Here is a 21,088-nt window from a genome sequence, read left to right on the forward strand (position 1 = left end):
CGGCAAATTAATATTTGTTAACTTCCTCCAGCGCCGCGCCGCTGGACACCGCGCCCTCCGGCGCCGGGGGCAGCCGGACGGCAAAGCGGGAACCTCCGCCCTTGGCGGCGTGGTAGCTCACCGCGCCCCCGTGCGCCGTCGCAATCGCCTGCGCAATGGAAAGACCCAGGCCGCTTCCGCTTTGATTTTGAATGGCCGGATTCACGCTGCGGTAGAAGCGTTCGAAGATATGCTCCACCTCCGCCGGCGCCACCCCCGGACCGTGATCCCGGAACGCCACTTCGATCTCCTCCATGTCCGCACGGAGCGTGACTTCCACCGGCGCTCCCGCCGGTGAGTACTTCACGGCATTGTCCAGCAGGATCACGAACAGCTCGTGCAGAAAAGCTTCGTCGCCGCCATACGCCACCCCCTGGCCGAGCGCGCGCGCCAGCTTTACCTGTTTGGCGGCCGCCCGCGCCGCCACCAGCTCGCAGGCGTCTTCCAGCACTTCGTTGAGGTACACCGGTTCGCGCAACAGCCGCAGCTGTCCGGCATCCGCCAGCGACAGCGTCAACAGCCCTTCGACGATATGCGTCAGTCGCCGCAGTTCCTGATCCATCCCCGCCACCGCCCGCTGCACATCCGCCTGGGCCAAGCTCCCGCTCAGCAGCAATTCGCTTTCTCCGCGCAGCACCGCCAGCGGCGTGCGGATTTCGTGCGACGCGTCCGAGATGAATTGCCGCAGTTGCCGCATCGCCTTGTCGGCGTGGCTGAACAATCGGTTGAAGGTGGAAGTCAGCCGCTCGATTTCATCCTGGGGCACCGGCAGCGGCAGCGGCTGCCAGCTCTCGCCCGGGCGCGGGTGAATCATCCGGTCCGCCATCAGCTCAGCATGCGCGGTGAGGGCGCGCACCGGCTCCAGGCTCTTGTCCACGTACCAGGCGGAGATCAGTCCCGCCAGCAACAGTCCCACGCCCAGCGTCACCGCTACCACCTTGCCAAAGTCGTCCAGAATGTGGTTCATCCCAAACGTAGAGAGCGCCGCGATCAGGGTGTACTGTTGCCCCAGCCGCGTAAACGGTAGCGCCAGCACTCGCAGCCGCTGCCCGTCTGGACTGTGCGAATAGCCCCAGGCGGGCGTGCGCAGATTGGTCCAGTTCACCGCCGGCAGGTCCAGGCCGCTGCTCAGCGCGCTCGATAGTTCCCGCACCTCTCCGGACGAGTCGAGAATCTCGAAATACTGTCCGGGCGAGCCGAACTCCTTCAGGTCGGCCATGGTCTTGTCTTTGGTCGCCTCAAAGTGCTGCAGCACCGGCACCGCCGTGCTCCGCAGCCGCCGGTCCAGCTCGCGCTGTGCCTGCTGCCGGAGCAGCAGAAACATGCTCACGTAGGAGGCCAGCAGCAGCGCGCCCACCGTGATCCACGACAGCCGGATCATGCGGTAGCGCAGCGGACGCAGAGAGTGAGCACTCATGCTTCCTCAGGCCCGATGCGGTAGCCCACGCCGCGCACTGTCTGCAGCAGCGCCTCACCCGTCGCTCGTTGCAGACGCCGGCGCAACCGCGCAACGTAGACTTCAATCAAATTCGAGTCGCGCACGCTGGCGCGGTCCCAGAGGTGAGTGGCGATATCGGCATGCGTAGCCGGGCGCGGGGCGCGCAGCAGCAGCAGTTCCAGCAGGGCGTACTCCTTCCGCGTCAACTCGATCTCGACCGTGCCGTGGCGCGCGCACCGGCTCTGCGGATCCAGCATGAGCCTGGTCGAGGCCACGCCGGCCACCGCCCTCGTGCGGCTGGCAGATGCACCGGCGCCTGCGCCCGCACCATAGACCAGATGCCGCAGCCGCGCCCGCAGCTCGCTCACCCGAAACGGCTCCCGCAAAAAACTGGTGCGGCGGCGATCACCCTCCGCTTGCTCTTCCACGATCGCGGCCGCGTGCCCGGCCGCCGGCAGCAGGAACAACACCGGCAAATTCACCTGGTGCGCGCGCAAGTGCTGCCGCACCCCAACCGGACTCATCTCCGGCTCCAGATCAGTGTCCAGCACCAGCGCCGCATAGTCAGCCGCTTGCGCCGCGCTCAGTACTGCCGCCAGGCTCGCGACCCGATCCACCGCGTGTGCGTCTTCCCGCAGCGCGCGCGCCCAAAAAAGCGCCGTCCGGCGTTCCGCCTTGCCCAGTAAGACTCGCATACCCTCTCAGCTTGCAGGCAGCCTATTCCCTTTCCTACTCGCCTGTCAACCACCACCCCAGGTCCCTGGCCCCCGCCCCCTGACCCCTCTTGCTAGACTTGGGAGGCATGCGAGTGCTGGTGATCGAGGACGAGAAGCGCATGGCAAGCCTGATCGCCCGCTCCTTGCGCAGCGAGGGCTATGACGTAGACTTGGCGGCTAGCGGCCGCCGCGCTGTGGATCTCGCCGAAGGCTCCAGCGAATACGACGCCATCATCCTCGATCTGCGCCTTCCCGGCATGGACGGCTTGGAAGTCTGTCGCCAGCTTCGCTCCTTGAACCTGCAAGCCCCGGTCCTGATGGTGACCGCCCGGACCCTGGTGGGGCAGCGCGTCGAGGGTCTCGACGCTGGCGCCGATGACTACCTCACCAAGCCCTTTGAGCTGGCCGAGCTGCACGCCCGCTTGCGCGCCCTGATCCGGCGGCGCCTGCCTGCCAGCGGCTCCATCCTGCGCTTCGGAACCCTGGAACTGGACCGCCGCCGCCGCAGCGTCCGCCAAGGCGACAGCGAGCAGTCTCTCACCCCCAAGGAATTCAGCCTGCTCGAGTGCCTCATGCTGCGCAGTCCGGAGGTTGTGACCCGCTCGGAAATTGTCGAATATGTCTGGAATCGCAACTTCGAGACCGAAACCAACCTGGTCGAGGTCTATGTCAACCGCCTGCGCCAAAAACTCGGCCCTGCCCTCGGTCCGCGCCTGCAGACCATCCGTGGCGTCGGGTACCGCCTGCAGTAGTTAGCCTCGGCCAGCACCCCGCGCGGGAGCATTCGCCACCACGCTGGCGATGGCCGCTGCCGCCTCGTCCGTCGACGCACTGCCCCCCAGGTCCCGCGTCCGCGGACCGCCGCTCGCCAACGTGTCCTCGATGGCTCTCTCGATGGCGTCAGCCGCGGCCTCCTCACCCAGATGCCGTAGCATCATTGCCCCGCTCCAAATCTGCCCGATGGGATTAGCGATGCCCTGCCCGGCAATGTCGGGCGCAGAGCCATGGACCGGCTCAAACATCGAAGGCAACTCCCGTTCCGGATTCAGATTCGCCGACGGCGCAATGCCGATCGAACCCGCGATCGCCGGCCCCAGGTCCGAAAGAATATCACCGAACAGATTCGAGCCCACCACCACGTCAAACCAATCCGGATGGCGCACGAAGTGCGCCGTCAAAATATCTATGTGATACTGATCCGCCTTCACGTCGGGATACTGTGCCGCCATCGCCCGGAACCGCTCGTCCCAGAACGGCATGGTGTGCACGATACCGTTGGACTTGGTCGCCGAGGTGACATGCTTGCGGCGCGTGCGCGCCAGCTCGAAGGCGTAGCGCAGAACCCGGTCGCAGCCCCGGCGCGTAAATACCGATTCCTGCACGGCCAATTCTTCCTCGGTGCCGGGATAGACCCGGCCTCCAATTTCCGAGTACTCCCCTTCGTTGTTTTCGCGCACTACGCAAAAATTGATCGTCGCCGGCGTTGCTCCCCGCAGCGGACTCTCGGTCCCCGCCAGCAGCCGCACCGGCCGCAGATTCACGTATTGCCGGAAGCGGCGGCGGATGGGAATCAGCAGTTGCCAGAGCGAGATGTGATCGGGCACGTCCGGATGCCCCACCGCCCCCAGATAAATCGCGTCGCAATCGAGCAGCGTTTCCAGTCCGCCTTCCGGCAGCAGCCGCCCGGTGCGGACATATCGCTCGCATCCCCAGTCAAACGTCCGCCACTGGAGGCCGAAAGCAAACCTCCGCGCCGCCGCCTCCAGCACACCCATGCCCGCCGGCACCACCTCCTGCCCGATGCCGTCGCCCGGAATTACTGCAATCGTGAACTGTTTCATAGCTAAGTCTTGCCCCGTGCCAGGGCGCGGATCAGCGGCGACACATCGGCTAGCTTCTCCAGCGCCGCCACCGTCGCAATCACATACTCGGCTTGGCGCGCAGGCCAGCGCGCGTATTCGGCGTTACCCCGGAACTTCTCGGCAACCTCGTCGTAGCTCATCGGATTCTGCGGGCTGCCCTTCTGCGGTTGTGTCACTGCTGAAATGGTGCGGCCACTCTTCAGATGTAGCGTCACCACGCTCGGCTCCAGCAACACTGCCTGGATGTCGGCTCCCTCCGCCGCGCGCCGGTCATACCGCGGATCCCGATAGAAACGCACGCGCTCGATCATGGCCTGCATTTCCGGCCGCTGCACCGAGGCGTCCGTGAACTGCACGAGGCCCGCCTTGCCGTCCATTAGAATCACCGCCACCGCAAACTCCATGCTGAACTTCGCTTCCAGGCCATTCTGCGGATGGTGCCGCATCAGCGTAGTGATGTTCCTCTGGTTACCACCCACCTCCGCCTGCGCCACCTCGTCCGCCGTAATGTGGTTCTCGCGCACCAGCCGCAACACCAAATCCATCACCGGCTGCTGAATCGTTCCGCACGGGAATCGCTTGATCATGTCGCCCGGCGTCAGGAACATCCAGGGGTTGCCCAGCCGTCCCGCGATCAAATGCGGCGTGTAGGTCCCGCCGTAAGCCTGAAAGAAACCCAAGGGCGCTTCCAGAATATCGGCCGCGGCCGTAAATCCGCTCGCCGCCAAATCGGCCGCTGCCACGCCGCCTTCCGCGGCATGGCCCGCGTTGAACGGCTTGGTCATGGTGCCGTAGTTGCGCCGCAAACCGCTCGCTTCCGATCCCGCAATCCCGAGCGCCATCGCCGTCTCGGTAGGCGTCAGCCCCAGCAGCTTGGCGCTCGCCGCAGCGCTCCCGAACACGCCGCACGTCCCGGTGGTATGAAATCCGCTGGCCTTGTGCCGCGGCGAAATCGCATCTCCGATCTTGTTCTCGACCTCGACGCCCACGTGAAACGCCGTCATCAGGTCCTTGCCGCTGCGCCGCCCCATCTCGCAATAGGCCACCACCGCCGGCAGCAGCGGCGCCGAGGAATGCAGCGATGAGCCGGTATCGTCGAAGTCATCCGCATGAATGGAAATGCCGTTCGCCAACGCCGCAAACCGGGCCGGTGACTTGTACTCGGTGCCCCAAATGCTGACCTGGCCCTGCAACCATCCCTGCCGGCCCAGATAGAGCCGCACATGCCGCCCCGGTTCCGATACCGATCCCGCCAGTCCCACCCCGAACGCATCCAGCAGCGTCTTCTTCCCACGCGCAATCACTTCCGCGGGAATATCTTCGTACTTCGTCCCCACGATGAACTCGGATACGTAGCGCGTGAGTCCCGGCGAATGCGGAAGCGCCTCCGGTTCGCACGCTGCTGCCGGCTTCACGGTCTGGGCCCAAAGCCCCGGCCCGGCGCTCGCGGCCACCGCCGATGATCCCAGGACAACGCTCGTCAGAAACTTGCGCCGTTCCATCGTTCCCTCAATTCGGCAGAATCTGCAGCCGTGCAATCTTGCCGCGATGCACCTCCGGAATCCAGATGGTCGGTGGCGTGGTCGAGCTATCGACCGTGATCCAGCGGATTTCGGCATTGCGCGTCGGCAGCAAATAGCTGGTCCATTGCCCGGTTTTGGGGTTCAGGCGATAGACGAAATCCGTGCTCATGCCGCCCGTCCAGACATCGCCCAAGCGGTTGCGCATCGCCGGATACGGCCCGCTCCAGGGAATTGGCGGCGTCCATTCCCGGAACTGATGCGTGCGAGTATCGAACATGCCCAGCTTGCTCGAATAGTTTTCGCCAAACCAAAGCTTGCCCGTCGCATCCATCGACATGCGCCGCGGACCCGATTCCAGCGTCGGCGTCTTGTACAGCGTCGCCTTCCCCGTCACCGCGTTGATCTCGCCAATATTGCCTCCCGCGATATCGGCGAAATAGACGTTGCCCGCGGCATCGCACGCCGTGCCGTAGCTCCGGTGGCCCGTCGGCTTGGTGCTATGCCCATAGACATCCACGGTATGGGCCGGATGATAGCTGGGGAAAAGCGGAAACACATCAATCTTGCCCGTCGCCGGGTTGAGCTGGTACATCACGCGGTTCTCCGTATCCGGAAACCAGACTACGCCATTCGGCCCGCACGGGGAGACATGCGAAGTATCCGAGCGCGCGTTGTTATAGTCGGCCGGCACCGGCCAGGTGGTGAACTTTTTTGTGCGCGGATCAAAGCGCGTCATGCCCGCCTTGCGAAACCGTGGGATCCACAGGTCGCCCTCCGGACCAAACTTCAGCGACAACAGCCCTTCCGGCCACCCCGGCTTCAGCGCCGGAAGCTTCCATTCTTTATACTGGCCGGTGCGGGGATCCAGTCGCCCGACCAAATCACGCTGAAAATCGTTGTACCAGATGTCGCCCCGGTACGGTCCCGGGCGATAGTCCACAATGGCGTCGTGCGGCAGCGCCCCCGGATCGAGCGTGTATTCCGTGATCAGCACGTCCGTCGCGGCGCCCGCCGGACGCGGATTGGTCGTGAGCTTGGCCGTCTGATAGTCCCACTTGGCATCCGGACCGCGGTTGATGCTCGCCAGGTAGGCTGCCAGCACCGGATCCGGCTTGATCGCCTCGCTGAACGGCAGTTTCACCGGACTCGACCGCACGCTCTCGCCGCCCCAGTTCCGCATCCGGATCAGGACCGCCATCCAGCTTTGGGCGCTATAGCTGCTCTCGACGATGGGCGTGATCGAGTGGCACGCCACGCAGTGATACAGCGCCTGCTTTTGCGCGGGCGTGCCGGGCACGCTCTGCAACCATTCCGAGCCCGTCAGTTGGCCGGCCTCATCGCGGGCTGGAACCAGCTCCAGGTCCACGTGAGCCGTCTTGCCCGCCGCTACCGCCGCCGGCCGCGCTTGGACAAGATCGAAGCCTTCAGCACGAATGGTCAGTTGGTAACTTGCTCGCGCCAGCGTTCCGGCAGGAAAGCGATAGCTTCCATCCGCCCGGCTATCAACGCTGACCGCAATGTTGCTGTCCGGCCGGCTGGCGGTGACCACCACCCCTTCCATCGGCTTGTGGTGCGCGTTCCGCACCGCACCCCGCAGAGCCGGTGCCTGCGCAAAGACGAGCGCCGACGTCGCGAAAAAGAGGACTGCCCAACCGGACCAGCGCCGGACGTTAGTGAACACCGAATCCGGGAACATCCGGTAGCACCTCCGTGCCTTCGATCCGCACCGCCTGCAACTGGTTCGGATCCGCCCCCAGCAGCTTCACAATCGTCGGTGCAAGCTGCATCGTATGCACCGGTGCGCGCACGTGCCGCGGCCTCCAGGCCACGTTGCTGATCATGATCGGCACGTGCGTGTCTTCGTAGCTGAAACCGCCATGTTCGGCGATGGTCGGATTGCTCGGTTTCGTGTAGATCACCCCCAGCGAAGGCTCGACGATGATGTCGGGCGTGCGCGGATCCGTCGCCGGATTACGGTACAGCAGGTTCAACGCCGTACCCGAGAAGATCCGCCGGATGTGCGCCTGCTTCTGGATGGCTTCGAGTGCCGTCACCGCTGCCGCCGTCTTGCTGTGGTCCTTCAGCCAGAACATGTAAATATCGTCGCCCGTGCTGTCCGCCACCAGACCTTGCTGCACGCCATTGACCGCGTTCACCATCACGCTCGGGTCCACCTTCACCAATTTGTTGATGTCAATCGGCATCTGCCCGTGCTTGGCGGTCACGATCACCGTGGTCGAATCGTACAGGCCGTTCTTCCGGAGCTCGGCCAGCACCCGGCCGATCTCCATGTCCGTATGGTCGAAGGCCGATAGCAGCGCCGGGCTCTTGGTGCCGGTGCCGTTCGTCCAGCCATAGCCGGCTTTCAGCTTCTCGCCCACGCTAATGGCCTGATAAGTGAGCCCCATGATGTTGGGCACCGGCTCTTTGTGCGCGCCGGTATGATCCCGGCCGTCAATTTCGTGCAGCAGCGCCTCGGTGCGCAGGTCATCGAAATGGAAGATGCCGGGAAGGCTGTGGGCCGCATGGGCGTGATGCAGTTCGATCTTCAGGAAGTCGTCAATCGCGTGTCCAGTCGGCCCCTGATCCATCTCGTCGCCAATCTGCTTGTCAATCCACGCGGTGTACAGCCCCTTCGCCTTGAGCACGTCAAAGATCGTGTTCACCCGCAGCAGGTCGTGTGGATACACCGGCGTACAGCCCTTGTCCGGGTTCAGCGTCAACTTGGCGGGATCGATGCCGCCACCGCCATTGAGCGCGTTGGGATCGTAGTCGATCGATTCATCGAGCGCGATTTCGGTTCCCCGTGTGGCACAGTGCGAGCCCGGCGGCGAAAGCTTGCGGCTGTAGCTGATCTCGTACCACACGCCCGTCGAATAGGGCGTGCCGCCGGTGATGATGGCCATCTCCGCCGGAAACGAATCCGACGGCCAGGGCGTCGAGGCGTCGTTATAGAAGATCGCGTGCCGGTAAAGCGCCGCCAGATTAGAATGCGGATGGCTGTTAACGTAGTTCTGCAGATCGATCGCGTGACTGCCGTCCATCGTCAGCACCAGCACATGTTTCGTCTGCCCCGGCGCTGTTTCCTGGGCGCGGGCACTCATCCCCACGCTGCTCACCAGAACGGCCGCAGCGGCAACAAGCAAAAAACGGGTTCGCATCAGCGGTTCACTCCTCTCCCGCAGTTTCGCCCCGGCGTGCGCCCCGAATCTGAAGCGGGCATTAAAATTTATTCACCTGAGCGGCCCGCAAACGCTCCCGGCTGGATGTACCGATTCAGCTCGCCAGCAGGTGCGTCAGCGCGCTCGCCGCAGGCAGCGTCTCCAGTTTGGCCACCAGGCCGACCACCTGCCGGGCGCGGCTGCGCTCCCAGCCCGCAAATTCGCAGCAGCCGTAAAACTTTTCCGCCACCTCGTCGTAGCTCATCGGATTGGCGGGGCTGCCTTTGGCAAAATCCACGCGCCCGCTCAGGGTCCGGCCGTCCTTCAGGTGAATCGCCAAAAAGCTGGTCATCTTGTCGAAACCGGCGGCGTTGGCGCGCGCATCGGCATACACATGCACGCGCTTCACCATCGCCTGTACCGCCGGCTGCTGCACCGCCGCCGTGGTGTACTGCGCCAGACCGGCCTGCCCGTGGTTGACCAGCAGCACCGCCAGGCAATACTGCATGCTGAACTTCGCCTCCAGGCCGGTGTGCGGATCGCTATACAGCAGCGTCTTGACGTTGTGCGAGTTGACGCCGATATCCACCTTCTCGATTTCGTCCGGTTGCAAATGATTTTTCCGGATCAGCTCCTGCATCAGCCCCATCGCCGGATGCGTCAGCGAGCCGGAAGGAAACGGCTTGATCGAAACTCCCGGCTTCGCAAACGTCCAAGGATGTCCCAACTTATGCAGCAGCAAGTCGGGCCGGTACTCATAGCTGCCGCCGGCCGCGTGAAAGAACCCCAGCGGCGCCTCCAGAATCTCCTCCGAAGCCGTCCATCCCAGCTTCGCCAACTGCGCCGCAAACAACCCGTTGGCCGCCGCCCGCCCGGCATGAAACGGCTTGGTCATGGTTCCGAAGTTTTCGCGCACCCCCGCCGCTTCGCTGCCCGCAATGCCCAGCGTACGCAGGGTTTCCGTGAGGTTGAGGCCCAGCAGCCGGGCGCTCGCCGCGGCGCTGCCAAAAGTGCCGATGGTGCCGGTGGTATGAAAGCCTTGAATATAATGATTCGGCGAAATCGCTTCCGCGATCTTCGTTTCTACTTCCACGCCCAGGTGATACGCCAGCAGGAAATCCCGCCCCGAGTGCCGTCCCGGCTGCGTCAGCACCACCGTCGGCGGCAGCACCGGCGAAGTCGGATGACACAGCAGCCCGTAAACTCGGCTGGGCTCACCCGCAAGCTGCGTATCGTCGAAATCCTCGGCATGCATCGCCACCCCGTTGGCGAACGCGGCCGATCGCGCCGAGGTCTTCAGCGACGTGCCCAGCACGCTATAGCTGCCCGCGCAGTTTCCCTCGCCGCGCAGATACTCCAGCACCAGCGGTCCCGACGGCGCCTTGGCGCCCGCCACCGCCAGCCCCAGCCCGTCCAAAATCGACTTCTTGCCCAGCGCGATCACCTCGGCCGGGATCTCCTCGTACCGTGTGTTCAAAATGAATTCGCCCACATAGCGGGTAAGGCCCGGCGTCGCCGGCCACGCCACCGCCGCGTCCGGCTGCGCGCTCCCGGCCGGCTGCGCCGCCAGCCGGCCGGCGCCGCCCAATCCCAGCGCCGCGCAGGCGGCCAGCGATGCTTGCGTAAATTCCCGGCGGTTCATAACGGCTTTCCCTCCAACCCATGCGTTTGCGCAACCGAAGCTCCGCCGGCTTCCTTACCTGTTTGCACAAAGGAGATCCCGCGCGCTTCCGGCCCCACGGCGATCACGATGGCCGCCGCCACCAGCACGATCACCGCGACCACTCCCATGGCCGTCGAATACGGCAGGTGCTGCCCCAGCGTCGCCTCCAGATAGATCACCGTCGAGGCGATCAAAACGCCCAATTGATAGGCAAACCCCGGGAAAAAGCCCCGCAGCGCCGCCGGCGACAACTCGTTCAGGTGTGCCGGAATCACGCCCCACGCCCCCTGCACCATAAATTGCATCAGGCAGGCGCCCACGATGATCCAGCCCAGACTCGAACCCGTCACCCACAGCGGTATGGTCAGCACCGCCAGCAGCAGCGCCACGATCATCGACCGCTTGCGCCCAAACCGCTCCGACCACAGCCCGAACACCAGGCCGCCCGCCAGCGCCGCCAGCATCGAGAAAATCGTGATCCAGGAGGTGGTGTGTACATTAAAGTGCCGCTGCACGCGCAAAAAAGTGGGGTACAGATCCTGCGTGCCGTGCGAGACGAAGTTCATCATCGCCATCAGCACCACCAGATAGAGAAACAGCTTCTTATGCCCGAAGATGGCACGCTTGTAGCTCTTCCAATCCGTCTTCGCCTGATGCCACGCCTCCGTCTCCTTCACCTTGGCGATGATGAACAGCGACAGCAGCCCCGGCAACCCGCCCACAAAAAACATCGCCCGCCAGCCGTACACGGGATAAATCACCGCATAGGCGATCGCCGCGATGATGTAGCCCACCGCGTAGCCTTCCTGCAGCAGTCCTGAGAGCAGGCCGCGCCAGCGCGTCGGCACCGATTCCAGCGCCAGCGACGCGCCTACGCCCCACTCCCCGCCCATGCCCACGCCGTACAGGAACCGCAAGGCAAGAAATATGCCATAGGTCGGCGCCAGTCCCGACAGAACCTCGACCACCGAATAGAAAATAATGTTATAGATCAGCAGCTTGCGCCGGCCCAGCCGGTCCGCAAGCAGGCCAAAAATGAACGCGCCTACCGGCCGCGTCATCAGGCTGGCGCTGATGGCAAAGGCAATGTCGGGAATCGAGCGCCCAAAGCCATGCGCCACCGGCCCCAGCACCATCACCAGGATGAAGAAGTCGAACGCGTCCAGCGTCCAGCCTAAAAATCCAGCCATCACCGCGTTGCGCTGATTGGTTCGCTCCTCGGCCGCAGTGAAGGTAGTCATGATAGTCCGGCCCGCGTCACTCTAGCATCGCGGTGACCGCAGCAGTAAAGATGAAACAGACATTAACATCTATTTAGGAGCTTCCGCCACAGGCAATTGCACCCGCAGGACGGTTCCCTCCGCTGATGACTCTGCGCGGATGGTCCCGCCAGCCGCTTCGACCACTGCCCGCGCAATCGCCAGCCCCAGCCCGAAGCCTTGGCTTTCCGGCCCGCGGTGAAACCGCGCAAACAGGAAAGGCATCTGCTCCGCCGGAATGCCTGCGCCATGATCGCGCACCGTCACCACCGGCCCGCGCCCATTCGTCACTGTACAAGCCAGCTCCACCGCCGCGCCGCGCGGGCTGTGCAGAATCGCATTTTCGAGCAGATTCACCCACGCCTGTTCCAGATCTTCCGCCTCGGCGCCCACCGCCGCCGCGCTGTCCAGGCCGCGGCTCCGCAACTCGATCTCGTGCGCCTGCGCCAGCGGCCGCGCCCGTTCCAGCGCACCTTGCAGCGTGGCTCCCACCTCCGCGCTCGCCGCCGCGCACCGCGCTGCCGGTTGGCCGTCCTGCTCCGCGTCCAGCCGTGCCAGCCGCAGCATCCGCTGTAATAGCAGCTCCAGCCGCTCCGTGTCCTGCAGCGTCGCCTCCGCCGCCGCGCGGTATTCGGATTCCGCGCGCGGCCGCTGCAGCAGCGTTTGCTGGGTCGATTTCACGATCGCCACCGGCGTCTTCAGATGGTGCGCCGTGTCGGCCAGAAACGTAAGCTGCTGCCGGTGCGCCGCTTGCAGCCGCTCCAGCATGCGTTCCAGCGCGGCAATCAGCGGCTGCACCTCCGCCACCACCGCCCGCGCCGGCGGCGTGAAGCTCCAATGCTGGGGTGAAATCGCCGCCGCCTGCTGCGCCAGCTCGTCCAGCGGCTCCAGCTCCCGCCGGATCCGCCAGGCCGCGTACCAGCAGGTGAGCGCCAGCAGCACCAGGCTCACCGCCGCAATCGCCACCCCTGCCGCCACCGTCTGCTGCTCCAACGCCGAAGTGGGTGCGGCGTAATACACTGTCAGCCGCGGCAACGGCAAGGACATGTGCTCTTCGGTGTCGAGCACCGGCAGGTGCGACAGCACCAGGCCCCGGTACGGCACACCGCGATAGGAAAAATTCCAGTAATGCGCCGCCGCCCCCGGCGCCGGCAGTGCGATGGCGCTGGGAATGCTTCCCGCCACCGGCGTCGCTCCGCTGCGGATCAGGTACAGCGGCGGCTCCTGCGGCCGCACCGGCGGCGGCACCCGCGTCGTGTCGAAGCGCAGCCCCGGCCCCGTCTCCGGATACCGTACCAGTGCCGCTATCGCCGCCGCCCGGCCATTGAGTGCCGCGTCGAAAGCCAGCCGCAATTGCCGGTGCGTGAATGCCGTCCCCGCCCATACCAGCCCCGCCGCCAGCAACAGTTGCGCCACGATCACCGCTGCCAGCAGCCGCCCGCGTAGCGATACCAGCTTCACCTTAACCCTCCGGCGCCGCCGGCGCCACGGCTGTTTCCTCCCGCAGCACGTACCCTTGCCCCCGCAGCGTATGGATCAGCTTGCGCGCAAACGGATCGTCCAGCTTGCGCCGCAGCCCGGAAATATACACTTCAATCACGTTGCTGAATTTTTCCCAGTTGAAATCGTACAAATGTTCCAGCAGCTCGGCTTTCGAGACCACCGTCCCCGGCCGGTGCGCCAGATACTCCAGCACCCGGTACTCCATGGGCGTGAGGTTGATCGCCCGCTGCTGCCGGCGCACGCTCCGTTCCGCCGTATGCACTTCCAGATCCTCCAGCCGCAGCACCGGGTTGCGCTGCCCCTGCCCCCGCCGGATCAGCGCCTTCGCCCGCGCCAGAAACTCGCCCATGTCGAACGGCTTGGTCAGGTAATCGTCCGCCCCCGCGTTCAGCAGCGCCACCACCGATTCCTTCTCGTCGCGCGCCGTCAACACCAGCACCGGTGCCCGGCCGCCACCGGCACGGTAGCGCCGTACTAGAGTCTCCCCGTCCAGCCGCGGCAGCATCAGATCCACCACCATCAGATCGTAGACCGCCCCCTCGCCCGCCGCCGGCGCTGTCGCCAGATACAGCCCCTGTTCCCCGTCCCCCGCCGTGTCCACCGCATAACCCGCGTTTTCGCGCAGCGCCTGTGCCACGTTCGCCGCCAGCCGGCTTTCGTCTTCGACGATCAGGACCCGCACCGCAGCCCCTCTCTAGAAAATATCCAGGTGAATGGTCAGGTACTTCTTCGGGTTGGCGCGAATCGCCTGAATCAGTGCCCGGCTCTCGGCGCTCAGATTGTTCAGGTTGTTGTACAGCGCCGGATCCTTCATCAGCTTGGCGATGGTCCCGTTGCCTGTCTGGATTTCCGCCAGCACCGCGTCCAGTCGCGCCAGCGCGTCTTTCAGTTTGGCGCTGGTCGGCGAGTTGGTCAGCAGCGCGCCAATGGCGCCGTGCCCTTCGTTGATCCCCTGCGTGGTCTGGTGCAGGCTCGACATGAGCTGGTCGGCATGATTGTACAGGCTGGGATCGTGGATCAGTTTTGCCATGGTGCCGTTACCGTGCTCCAACTGCGCCACCAGCGTGTTCACATTGTCGAGCGCGGTTTTCAGCTTCTGATAGAGCGTGTCGTCGGTCAGCAGTTTGCCCGCCGTGCCTTTGCCGGCGTTCAGGTTCGCCGTCAGCACCTCCAGGTTCCGTGCCGTACTGTCGAATCGGTCGTAGAGCTGGTTGGAATACAGCAGTTTTCCAATCGATCCCTGCCCACCCTGAATCTGGTCGAGGATCTTGCCGATGCGCAGTTCCAGTTCGTTGGCGTTGGCAAGCACGCTGTGGCTGGTCACGAGCAGGCTGTTGATACCCGTCGACGCGATGCCCCGCAGCACCGTCCCGTTCACCGCCGGTGGGGATGCCAGCGTCCCCTTGCTGATATTCACCAGCGTCTGTCCCAGCGGCCCTGCCGTGCCCAGCACCACCGTCGAATCCTGCCGCAGCCAGCGGCTGTGGCCCTTGGCGACGCTCATGGTGATTTTGACCGGTACGCTCGGATCGGGAGGATGCTCGGCCAGGTGAATCTCGGTGACATTGCCGATGGCCACCCCTTCCAGGTTCACTCCCGCTCCCGTCAGCATACCGCCGGCATCAGGCACGTATGCATAGAGCGTTATCTTGGGGGAGAAAAGCGACGACTGCCCGGTGACCGCGAAGATCACAAACACCAGAATCACGGCCGCAATCGCCACCAATACACCCACGCGTAGCTGCGACCACTTTACGTCTGAGCGGCTGGGCAATGTCTGTTCTCCTCGCTTCGGATCAGCCTATCATACGCACCCGCCCGCAATCCTTGCGGCAGCAATGTGTGCGCCAGAAATATGTAGAGCACGAAGCATTCCAGCGCAAACGGCGGAAATCCAATGAATCCGGGAAATGGCATCGCAAAAACCCGGTAGCTATGGAAGATCGGAAAGATGTATTCCCACCGCGCCTGCGCCCAATAGTTCCAGAATTCCCAGAAAAACCCGCACGCCCCCCCGGACAGCAGCAGCGCCACCGGCCAGCCCGGCCGTCCCGCTTCCAGCTCACCCAACAGTGAGGGCCAGCCGCGCCGCCAATGAATGGGGTCGAGCAGAAAGATGAATCCTGCCCACACCAGCGCAAACGAATATGGCGCTAGCGCTGCCGGCAACAGCAGCGGCATAACCAGCAACACCACTCCGAGTGTGATCCAGCCGCCGGTCGCCCGCACGCGCCACGGGCGCGACCGCATCCGCTCCGTCCATACACACGCAAATAGTTCTGCGGTCTCAAAAATCCCCGGAAAAATCGTGGCAAACGCCCAGCCCGCCCCCAGTGCGAACACCCAGAAATCGTGCGGCACACCCACATACGCCCAGTTCCGCAGCCGCAGGTTATAGGCTTCAAAAATCAGCCACGCCGGAATCGACAGCAGCGTCATCGCCACAAACGTGCCGGGATGGTGCAGCAGCGAGTCCCCCCGCTGCCGGTATACCGCCGCATCGATCAGCGGAATATAGGCCGTCCAGATCAGCGCCGTGAAAAACGTGATCACCCCGGGCACGCGCAGCGCCAGCAGAATCTCCAGCAGCACCAGTGCCCCCAGCGCCCACCAGCCATAGGCCGGAAACGGCCGCGGTGCGGGCCGCGAGCCCAGCCACACCAGCCAGGCCGCAAAGATAGCCGCCGCTACACACCCGACCACAACCAGCATCTGCCTATGGTAGCTGGCGCAGCCGGGTGGGGCCCGGCACTAGTCAATTCCCTGGCTTCGTGGCACGGATGAACGCGCTCACAAACTTGCCCTCCACTTCCCGTACCACCGCTTCGCGGTCGAACCCATCGCCGCTCAGGAATTCCTCCGCATCCTGCGCCGAGTACACCCGCGTCACTTCCATCGTAGGTGCGGCAAACCCCGCGCGCTGCAGTTTGGCGATGTAATCCTCGTCCCGGAGCGCACCCGCGATGCAACCCGTCCACAACTCCATGCTCTTGCGGATCGCCGCCGGCACTTCGCCCCGCACCACCACATCGGAAATAGCAAACCGTCCGCCTGGCTTCAGCACCCGGAACGCTTCCTGCAGCACGCGGTCTTTATCGCCTGACAGGTTCACCACGCAGTTGGAAATAATCACGTCCACGCTGTTGTCCGGCAGCGGAATATTCTCGATTTCACCCCGCAGAAACTCGACGTTTTCCAGTCCGCTCTGGCGTTTATTCTCTTCCGCCAGCGCCAGCATTGCGTCCGTCATGTCCAGCCCGTACGCCTTCCCTGCCGGTCCCACCCGCCGGGCCGAGAGCAATACGTCGATGCCGCCTCCCGATCCCAGATCCAGCACCGTTTCTCCAGCCTTCAGCTCGGCTAGCGCCGTCGGATTGCCGCAGCCCAAGGACGCCCGCATCGCTCCCTCCGGCACTTCGCCCGATTCACTGGCCCCGTACAGGTCGACAGTGATCGGGTCGCCCCCGCCGCAGCACCCCGACGGTCCGCAGCAACTGCTGCCTGCGCCCTTCGCCGCGCGCTGCGCAGCTTCGCCATATTTCGCCTTCACAGCCTCTTTCAGTTCGGTATTCATGCGTGTCTCCTTGTTTACTTGCAGCAGACAACGGCTTGCGGCTCTACCGCCTTGTTTCTGGTGCAGCATTCGGCGTACAGGAACTGCAGCAGCTCCTGCAGCGCCTCCGAATTCGCCGAGTACCAAAGGTAAGTGCCCTCGCGCCGGACGCGCACCAGGTCTTCGTGCTTCAGCTTCTCAAGATGGTGCGATAACGTCGAGCTCGGTATTCCCAGCTCCGCCGCCACATCCCCCACCACCATGCCGGCCGGATGCGCGCTCAGCAGCAGCCGCAGAATCCGCAGCCGTGCTTCCGCCCCCAGCGCCGTAAACTGGTCAGCAATGCGCGTGACGTCCACATCTCTGTACTTCTGCATTTACAGAAATATACCACGCGCTACACTGAGCGCATGGAAAAACTTTTCCGCACGGTCATGGATTCCCCCGTCGGTCCGCTGACCCTCGTGGTTTCCGGGCAGGGCCTGCGCGAAATCCATTTCGGCGACGTGTCCACTCCCGGCGCTACCGACAATCCCCGCCAGACCGCCGCCGTAGCCCGCCAGTTGCGCGAGTATTTTGCCGGCCGCCGCCAACAGTTCGACCTCAAACTGGACTGGCATGGCACCGACTTCCAGCGCTCTGTCTGGCGCGCCCTTGTGCGCATCCCGTATGGCAAGACCGTCAGCTACGCCGATGTAGCCCGCAAGGTCGGCAAGCCCAAAGCCTTTCGCGCCGTCGGCGGAGCCAATCGCGCGAACCCCATTCCCATCGTTGTTCCCTGCCATCGCGTCCTGGGCAGCGACGGCAGCCTGACTGGATATTCCGGTCCCACTCGCCTCGATATCAAGGCTCAATTGCTGGCTCTCGAAGCCGCCCAATAAAAATTTCTAAATGTTGAGCCAACAACCGGTTGGCATGCTACACTACTGGTGTATTCATTTGACTGACTGGTCAGTATAATGACTGTTGCAGGCAAAACCCGCCGTCAGGCCCTCACCGAATTCCGCGAAGCTGAGATTTTAGCGGCCGCGCGCAAGGTCTTCGGCGAACGCGGCTTTGGAGCTGCGACCGTTGATGCAATAGCCTCGGAAGCGGGTGTGGCCAAAGGCACCCTCTACCTCTACTACGACAGCAAAGAGGAGATCTTCTGGGCTGCCCTTTTGTCGCGGCTGCGTGACGCTCTCGAGCTCACAAAGCAGGCGGTCGCAAGCGCGCAGGGGGCCGAGGCGAAAATCCGCGCGGTGCTGCAAGTGCGATATGACCTGTTCCGCAGCGATGCGGCTTTCGTCCGCATGTACGTAACTGAATTCGGGCATTTCTGCCGCAACAAAGGTGGCCCCACGCACGATCTCTACACGGAAGGCGCGGAACTGCTCGCAGGTGTGTTGCGCGACGGCATGGAAGCTGGCGAATTGCGTCGCCTGCCGCCAATGGAAACCGCCCTGGCCCTCATGGAGATGGTCAAAGGCGTTTTTTTGATGCGCTTCTCCGGCGTGCCGGGTCTCACCGATGACACCGCCTTCGATGGCGCCCAATTTGTTTTTGAACTGTTCTGGGCAGGCGTGCGCAAGGAAAACAAACATGAGTAAGGCCGTTGGCGTTTTCGCAACCGTGGCTCTGGCCACCACATTCCTGGCCGCCCAGGGCCTGCCTCCGGCGCATCCCAATCAGGTGCCGCCACTGCAACTGCCCTTGCCCGCTCTCACCCAGACCGATGCCGCCGGCGGCGTTCCCGCCGGCACGCTCAGCTCCACCCCGCTGCGATTGAGTCTGGCCGATGCGATCACGCGCGGCCTGCGCCAAAATCTCGCGCCCTTGCTGGCCAGTAACATGAGTGAGCAGGCGCGGGCGCAGCGCATTGCGCAAATGGCGGCCCTACTGCCCCGCGTCGACGCCAGCGCCAGTGAAGTCCGGCAAAAAATCAATCTCGCCGCCTTTGGTTTCAGTTTCCCCGGCGCCCCGCAAATCATCGGTCCCTTCAATGTCTTCCAGGCAAGCGCCGCGGCCCACGTGCCCCTTCTCGACCTCAGCGCCCTCGACAGCACCCGCGCCGCCTCCAGCCTCGAAAAAGCCGCTCACGATGACTATCAATCCGTGCGCAATCTTGTCGTCCTCGCCGTCGCCAATCAGTACCTGCTGAGCGTGGCCGATCAGAGCCGCGTGCAGGCCGCGCAGGCCGAGCTCGCCACCGCCCAAAGCGCCCTACAGCAGGCTCAAGACATGCTTGCGGCCGGAGTCGTGGACAAGCTCTCCGTCGTGCGCGCTCAGGTACAGCGTGATCAGCAGCAGCAGCAATTGACCGCGCAGCAGAATGCCCTCGCCAAGCAGCGGCTCTCCCTGGCGCGGGCCATTGGCCTGCCGCTGGCGCAGAAATTCGTGCTCACCAGCACCACTCCGTTTGCCACGCTGCCCGCGCCTGCGCCCGCCGCCGCGGTTGCCGAGGCGCTTGCCACCCGGCCCGACTATCGCGCCTCCCAGCAGGTCGTGCGCTCGGCCCAACTGCTGGTTGCTTCGGCTAAAGCCGGACGGCTGCCCACTGTCTCCCTCGACGGTAGCTACGGCACCATCGGTCACGAGCTCGATTCCAACCACCCCATCTTTGCCGTCGGCGCCTCCATCAACCTGCCCGTTTTTGCCGGCGGCCAAATCGCCGCTGAGCGCATCCGCGCGCAAGCGCAGTTGCGCGACGCTGAGGCGCGCACAGCAGATTTGCAGGCCGCCATCGGCGTCCAGGTGCGCTCTGCCCTGCTCGATCTCGAAAGCCAGCACCAGCAGGTCGCTGTGGCCCAGCATGCGCAGCAGTTGGCCCACCAGGAGCTGACCTTGGCGCAGGACCGCTTCCGCGCGGGCGTCGCCGACAACCTCGAAGTCATCCAGGCCCAGCAAACCGTCGCCGTGGGTGACGAAAACTATATCGCCGCCCTCTATGGCTATAACCTCGCCAAGGCCTCGCTCGCCCAGGCCCTGGGCGTGGCAGCCACCCAATTTCAGAACTACCTGCCCACCCACTGAGGCAGTTCATGCTCGAAGGAAATCGTCAGGAAGAAGGAAAGCCGATGCCCAGCAGTCCCGCCGTCACTAACCCCCCGCCCCTCACGGCCGAAGCCACGGAAGCTCCCGCGCCGGCCAGGCGCCCGCAAACCAAACACATCCTCGGCATTGTGGTCGTCATCATTGTCGCCGGCGTCATCTGGGCGTATTTTTACTATCGCAACCGCGTCTCCACCGACGACGCCCAGATCACCGCCCACATCGAGCCCGTCGCTCCCCGCGTCGCCGGCACCGTGATCTCCGTCAACGTGAACGACAACGAGAGGGTTCACGCCGGTCAGGTCCTGTTCCAGTTGGACGACCGCGTCTACAAGGCGGAGCTCCAGCAGGCCGACGCCAACCTCCAGGCCGCCGAAGCTGGCGCCTCCAGCGCCCGCACCAACATCCCCATCACCACCGCCAGCAGCAGCGGCACCCTCAGCGCCGCCCAGGCCGCGACCGAGCAGGCACAGGCCAACGAAAAGCTCACGGCAGCGCAGGTGGCTGCCGCCGATGCCCAGGTCAAGGCCGCGCAGGCCACGTTACAGCAGGCCCAGGCGCAGGCCGGCAACGCCGTCTCCACCGAGCGCCGCTACGCCCAACTCGTGGGCAAGCAGGAAATCAGCGCCCTGCAATACCAGCAGGCGCAAACCGCCGCCACCGCCGAGCAGGCTGGTGTCGCCGCCGCCCAGGCCCAGGTCACCGCCGCGCAACAGCAGGTCGCCAGCGCCGTCGCCAAAGAAAACGTCGCCCGTGCCGCCGTGGCCGAAGCCGCCGCCAACGAGCGCAAAGCCGCCACCGCTCCCCAGCAGCAGGCCGTCAGTCGCGCCCAATCCAAGACCGCCCAGGCTAAAGTCGCCCAGGCCGAAGCCGCCGTGGCGCTGGCGCAGCTCAACGTCGACTACACCGTCGTGCGCTCCCCCAGTGAGGGCCAGGTCGGCAACAAAACCGTGCAGCTCGGCCAGCGCCTTGCGCCCGGCCAAACCGTCCTGGTCATCGTCCCCGTCAGAAACGTCTGGGTCGTCGCCAACTACAAGGAGACCCAGCTCAAAGACATGCACCCCGGCCAGAAAGCCGATGTCAGCATCGATGCCTACGGCGAAATCTTGCACGGCACCGTCAATTCCATCGGCCCCGGAACCGGCTCCGTCTTCAGCCTCCTGCCACCGGAAAACGCCACCGGCAACTACGTCAAGGTCGTCCAGCGCGTTCCCGTCAAGATCGTCTTCGACCCGCGTCAGGACCTGAGCCGCCTCCGCCCCGGCTTGTCGGTCGAAGCCACCGTCTTCACCAACAAATAGCTCCCGTAGTTCCTACCAGCTACGAGCTACTAGCTACCAG

The 21,088-nt window shown here is 64.4% G+C and carries 19 protein-coding genes; 5 read left to right on the forward strand and 14 right to left on the reverse strand.

Annotated features, from left to right (window positions below; translation table 11 throughout):
- Window positions 1-7 precede the first annotated feature (7 nt).
- Both EPN33_11505 and EPN33_11510 read right to left on the reverse strand, forming a co-directional pair.
- Window positions 8-1,456 (reverse strand): HAMP domain-containing histidine kinase, encoded by a 1,449-nt coding sequence (locus EPN33_11505; protein ID TAN21248.1) that lies wholly within the window; start codon window positions 1,454-1,456, stop codon window positions 8-10.
- Entirely contained in the window at window positions 1,453-2,172 is a 720-nt protein-coding gene (locus EPN33_11510) for a response regulator transcription factor (GenBank protein TAN21249.1), read from the reverse strand. Before EPN33_11510 ends, EPN33_11505 begins: the two co-directional genes overlap by 4 nt.
- 107 nt (window positions 2,173-2,279) lie before the next feature.
- On the opposite strand from EPN33_11510, the gene EPN33_11515 reads away from it, so the two are divergent.
- A complete protein-coding gene (locus tag EPN33_11515) occupies window positions 2,280-2,945 on the forward strand; it encodes a response regulator transcription factor (GenBank protein ID TAN21250.1) in 666 nt (221 codons plus the stop codon).
- Here EPN33_11515 and EPN33_11520 read toward each other — a convergent pair whose 3' ends face one another.
- The 12 genes from EPN33_11520 to EPN33_11575 all read right to left on the reverse strand — a co-directional run bounded on the left by EPN33_11520 (window position 2,946) and on the right by EPN33_11575 (window position 17,094).
- Window positions 2,946-4,034 carry a tartrate dehydrogenase gene (locus tag EPN33_11520; GenBank protein ID TAN21251.1) on the reverse strand — a complete coding sequence of 363 codons (1,089 nt, stop codon included), beginning with the start codon at window positions 4,032-4,034 and terminating at the stop codon, window positions 2,946-2,948.
- Between the two features lie 2 nt (window positions 4,035-4,036).
- Window positions 4,037-5,557 carry an MmgE/PrpD family protein gene (locus EPN33_11525; GenBank protein ID TAN21252.1) on the reverse strand — a complete coding sequence of 507 codons (1,521 nt, stop codon included), beginning with the start codon at window positions 5,555-5,557 and terminating at the stop codon, window positions 4,037-4,039.
- A 7-nt stretch (window positions 5,558-5,564) separates the two neighbouring features.
- Window positions 5,565-7,274, reverse strand: a complete 1,710-nt coding sequence (locus EPN33_11530) for a hypothetical protein (GenBank protein TAN21253.1) — start codon at window positions 7,272-7,274, stop codon at window positions 5,565-5,567.
- Window positions 7,249-8,739: an alkaline phosphatase family protein gene (locus tag EPN33_11535; protein ID TAN21254.1), complete on the reverse strand. Its 1,491-nt coding sequence runs from the start codon at window positions 8,737-8,739 to the stop codon at window positions 7,249-7,251. The genes EPN33_11530 and EPN33_11535 overlap by 26 nt, the downstream gene beginning before the upstream one ends.
- Window positions 8,740-8,854: 115 nt before the next feature.
- Window positions 8,855-10,267 carry an MmgE/PrpD family protein gene (locus EPN33_11540; GenBank protein ID TAN21554.1) on the reverse strand — a complete coding sequence of 471 codons (1,413 nt, stop codon included), beginning with the start codon at window positions 10,265-10,267 and terminating at the stop codon, window positions 8,855-8,857.
- Window positions 10,268-10,377: 110 nt separating this feature from the next.
- On the reverse strand, window positions 10,378-11,643 hold the full coding sequence (locus EPN33_11545) for an MFS transporter (protein ID TAN21255.1): 1,266 nt from the start codon (window positions 11,641-11,643) through the stop codon (window positions 10,378-10,380).
- Between the two features lie 69 nt (window positions 11,644-11,712).
- Window positions 11,713-13,122 (reverse strand): HAMP domain-containing histidine kinase, encoded by a 1,410-nt coding sequence (locus tag EPN33_11550; protein ID TAN21256.1) that lies wholly within the window; start codon window positions 13,120-13,122, stop codon window positions 11,713-11,715.
- A gap of 1 nt (window position 13,123) precedes the next feature.
- Window positions 13,124-13,846 carry a response regulator transcription factor gene (locus EPN33_11555; protein ID TAN21257.1) on the reverse strand — a complete coding sequence of 241 codons (723 nt, stop codon included), beginning with the start codon at window positions 13,844-13,846 and terminating at the stop codon, window positions 13,124-13,126.
- A 12-nt stretch (window positions 13,847-13,858) separates the two neighbouring features.
- Entirely contained in the window at window positions 13,859-14,938 is a 1,080-nt protein-coding gene (locus tag EPN33_11560) for an MCE family protein (protein ID TAN21258.1), read from the reverse strand.
- Entirely contained in the window at window positions 14,917-15,876 is a 960-nt protein-coding gene (locus tag EPN33_11565; GenBank protein TAN21259.1) for a hypothetical protein, read from the reverse strand. The genes EPN33_11560 and EPN33_11565 overlap by 22 nt, the downstream gene beginning before the upstream one ends.
- 43 nt (window positions 15,877-15,919) lie before the next feature.
- On the reverse strand, window positions 15,920-16,738 hold the full coding sequence (gene arsM, locus EPN33_11570; GenBank protein ID TAN21260.1) for an arsenite methyltransferase: 819 nt from the start codon (window positions 16,736-16,738) through the stop codon (window positions 15,920-15,922).
- A gap of 14 nt (window positions 16,739-16,752) precedes the next feature.
- Entirely contained in the window at window positions 16,753-17,094 is a 342-nt protein-coding gene (locus EPN33_11575; GenBank protein TAN21261.1) for a transcriptional regulator, read from the reverse strand.
- Between the two features lie 33 nt (window positions 17,095-17,127).
- Here EPN33_11575 and EPN33_11580 point away from each other — a divergent pair, with 33 nt between their 5' ends.
- The 4 genes from EPN33_11580 to EPN33_11595 all read left to right on the forward strand — a co-directional run bounded on the left by EPN33_11580 (window position 17,128) and on the right by EPN33_11595 (window position 21,048).
- Complete coding sequence (locus tag EPN33_11580; protein TAN21262.1) at window positions 17,128-17,598, forward strand: methylated-DNA--[protein]-cysteine S-methyltransferase; 471 nt, start codon at window positions 17,128-17,130, stop codon at window positions 17,596-17,598.
- A gap of 78 nt (window positions 17,599-17,676) precedes the next feature.
- Window positions 17,677-18,306, forward strand: coding sequence for a TetR/AcrR family transcriptional regulator (locus EPN33_11585; GenBank protein ID TAN21263.1), 630 nt, complete (start codon window positions 17,677-17,679; stop codon window positions 18,304-18,306).
- Complete coding sequence (locus tag EPN33_11590; protein ID TAN21264.1) at window positions 18,227-19,729, forward strand: TolC family protein; 1,503 nt, start codon at window positions 18,227-18,229, stop codon at window positions 19,727-19,729. The genes EPN33_11585 and EPN33_11590 overlap by 80 nt, the downstream gene beginning before the upstream one ends.
- 8 nt (window positions 19,730-19,737) lie before the next feature.
- Window positions 19,738-21,048, forward strand: coding sequence for an HlyD family secretion protein (locus EPN33_11595; protein ID TAN21265.1), 1,311 nt, complete (start codon window positions 19,738-19,740; stop codon window positions 21,046-21,048).
- Window positions 21,049-21,088 lie beyond the last annotated feature (40 nt).

The sequence above is a fragment of the Acidobacteriota bacterium genome (assembly GCA_004299485.1).
In the GTDB taxonomy this organism is placed as follows: domain Bacteria; phylum Acidobacteriota; class Terriglobia; order Terriglobales; family SCQP01; genus SCQP01.

Bases quoted from the DNA above. Each gene is read 5' to 3' on its own strand.
- EPN33_11595 (TAN21265.1), top strand. From the start codon at position 19,738: ATGCTCGAAGGAAATCGTCAGGAAGAAGGAAAGCCGATGCCCAGCAGT.
- EPN33_11525 (TAN21252.1), bottom strand. From the start codon at position 5,557: ATGGAACGGCGCAAGTTTCTGACGAGCGTTGTCCTGGGATCATCGGCG.
- EPN33_11575 (TAN21261.1), bottom strand. From the start codon at position 17,094: ATGCAGAAGTACAGAGATGTGGACGTCACGCGCATTGCTGACCAGTTT.
- EPN33_11510 (TAN21249.1), bottom strand. From the start codon at position 2,172: ATGCGAGTCTTACTGGGCAAGGCGGAACGCCGGACGGCGCTTTTTTGG.
- EPN33_11505 (TAN21248.1), bottom strand. From the start codon at position 1,456: ATGAGTGCTCACTCTCTGCGTCCGCTGCGCTACCGCATGATCCGGCTG.
- arsM (TAN21260.1), bottom strand. From the start codon at position 16,738: ATGAATACCGAACTGAAAGAGGCTGTGAAGGCGAAATATGGCGAAGCT.
- EPN33_11585 (TAN21263.1), top strand. From the start codon at position 17,677: ATGACTGTTGCAGGCAAAACCCGCCGTCAGGCCCTCACCGAATTCCGC.
- EPN33_11545 (TAN21255.1), bottom strand. From the start codon at position 11,643: ATGACTACCTTCACTGCGGCCGAGGAGCGAACCAATCAGCGCAACGCG.
- EPN33_11535 (TAN21254.1), bottom strand. From the start codon at position 8,739: ATGCGAACCCGTTTTTTGCTTGTTGCCGCTGCGGCCGTTCTGGTGAGC.
- EPN33_11580 (TAN21262.1), top strand. From the start codon at position 17,128: ATGGAAAAACTTTTCCGCACGGTCATGGATTCCCCCGTCGGTCCGCTG.
- EPN33_11515 (TAN21250.1), top strand. From the start codon at position 2,280: ATGCGAGTGCTGGTGATCGAGGACGAGAAGCGCATGGCAAGCCTGATC.
- EPN33_11590 (TAN21264.1), top strand. From the start codon at position 18,227: ATGACACCGCCTTCGATGGCGCCCAATTTGTTTTTGAACTGTTCTGGG.
- EPN33_11520 (TAN21251.1), bottom strand. From the start codon at position 4,034: ATGAAACAGTTCACGATTGCAGTAATTCCGGGCGACGGCATCGGGCAG.
- EPN33_11530 (TAN21253.1), bottom strand. From the start codon at position 7,274: ATGTTCCCGGATTCGGTGTTCACTAACGTCCGGCGCTGGTCCGGTTGG.
- EPN33_11565 (TAN21259.1), bottom strand. From the start codon at position 15,876: ATGCTGGTTGTGGTCGGGTGTGTAGCGGCGGCTATCTTTGCGGCCTGG.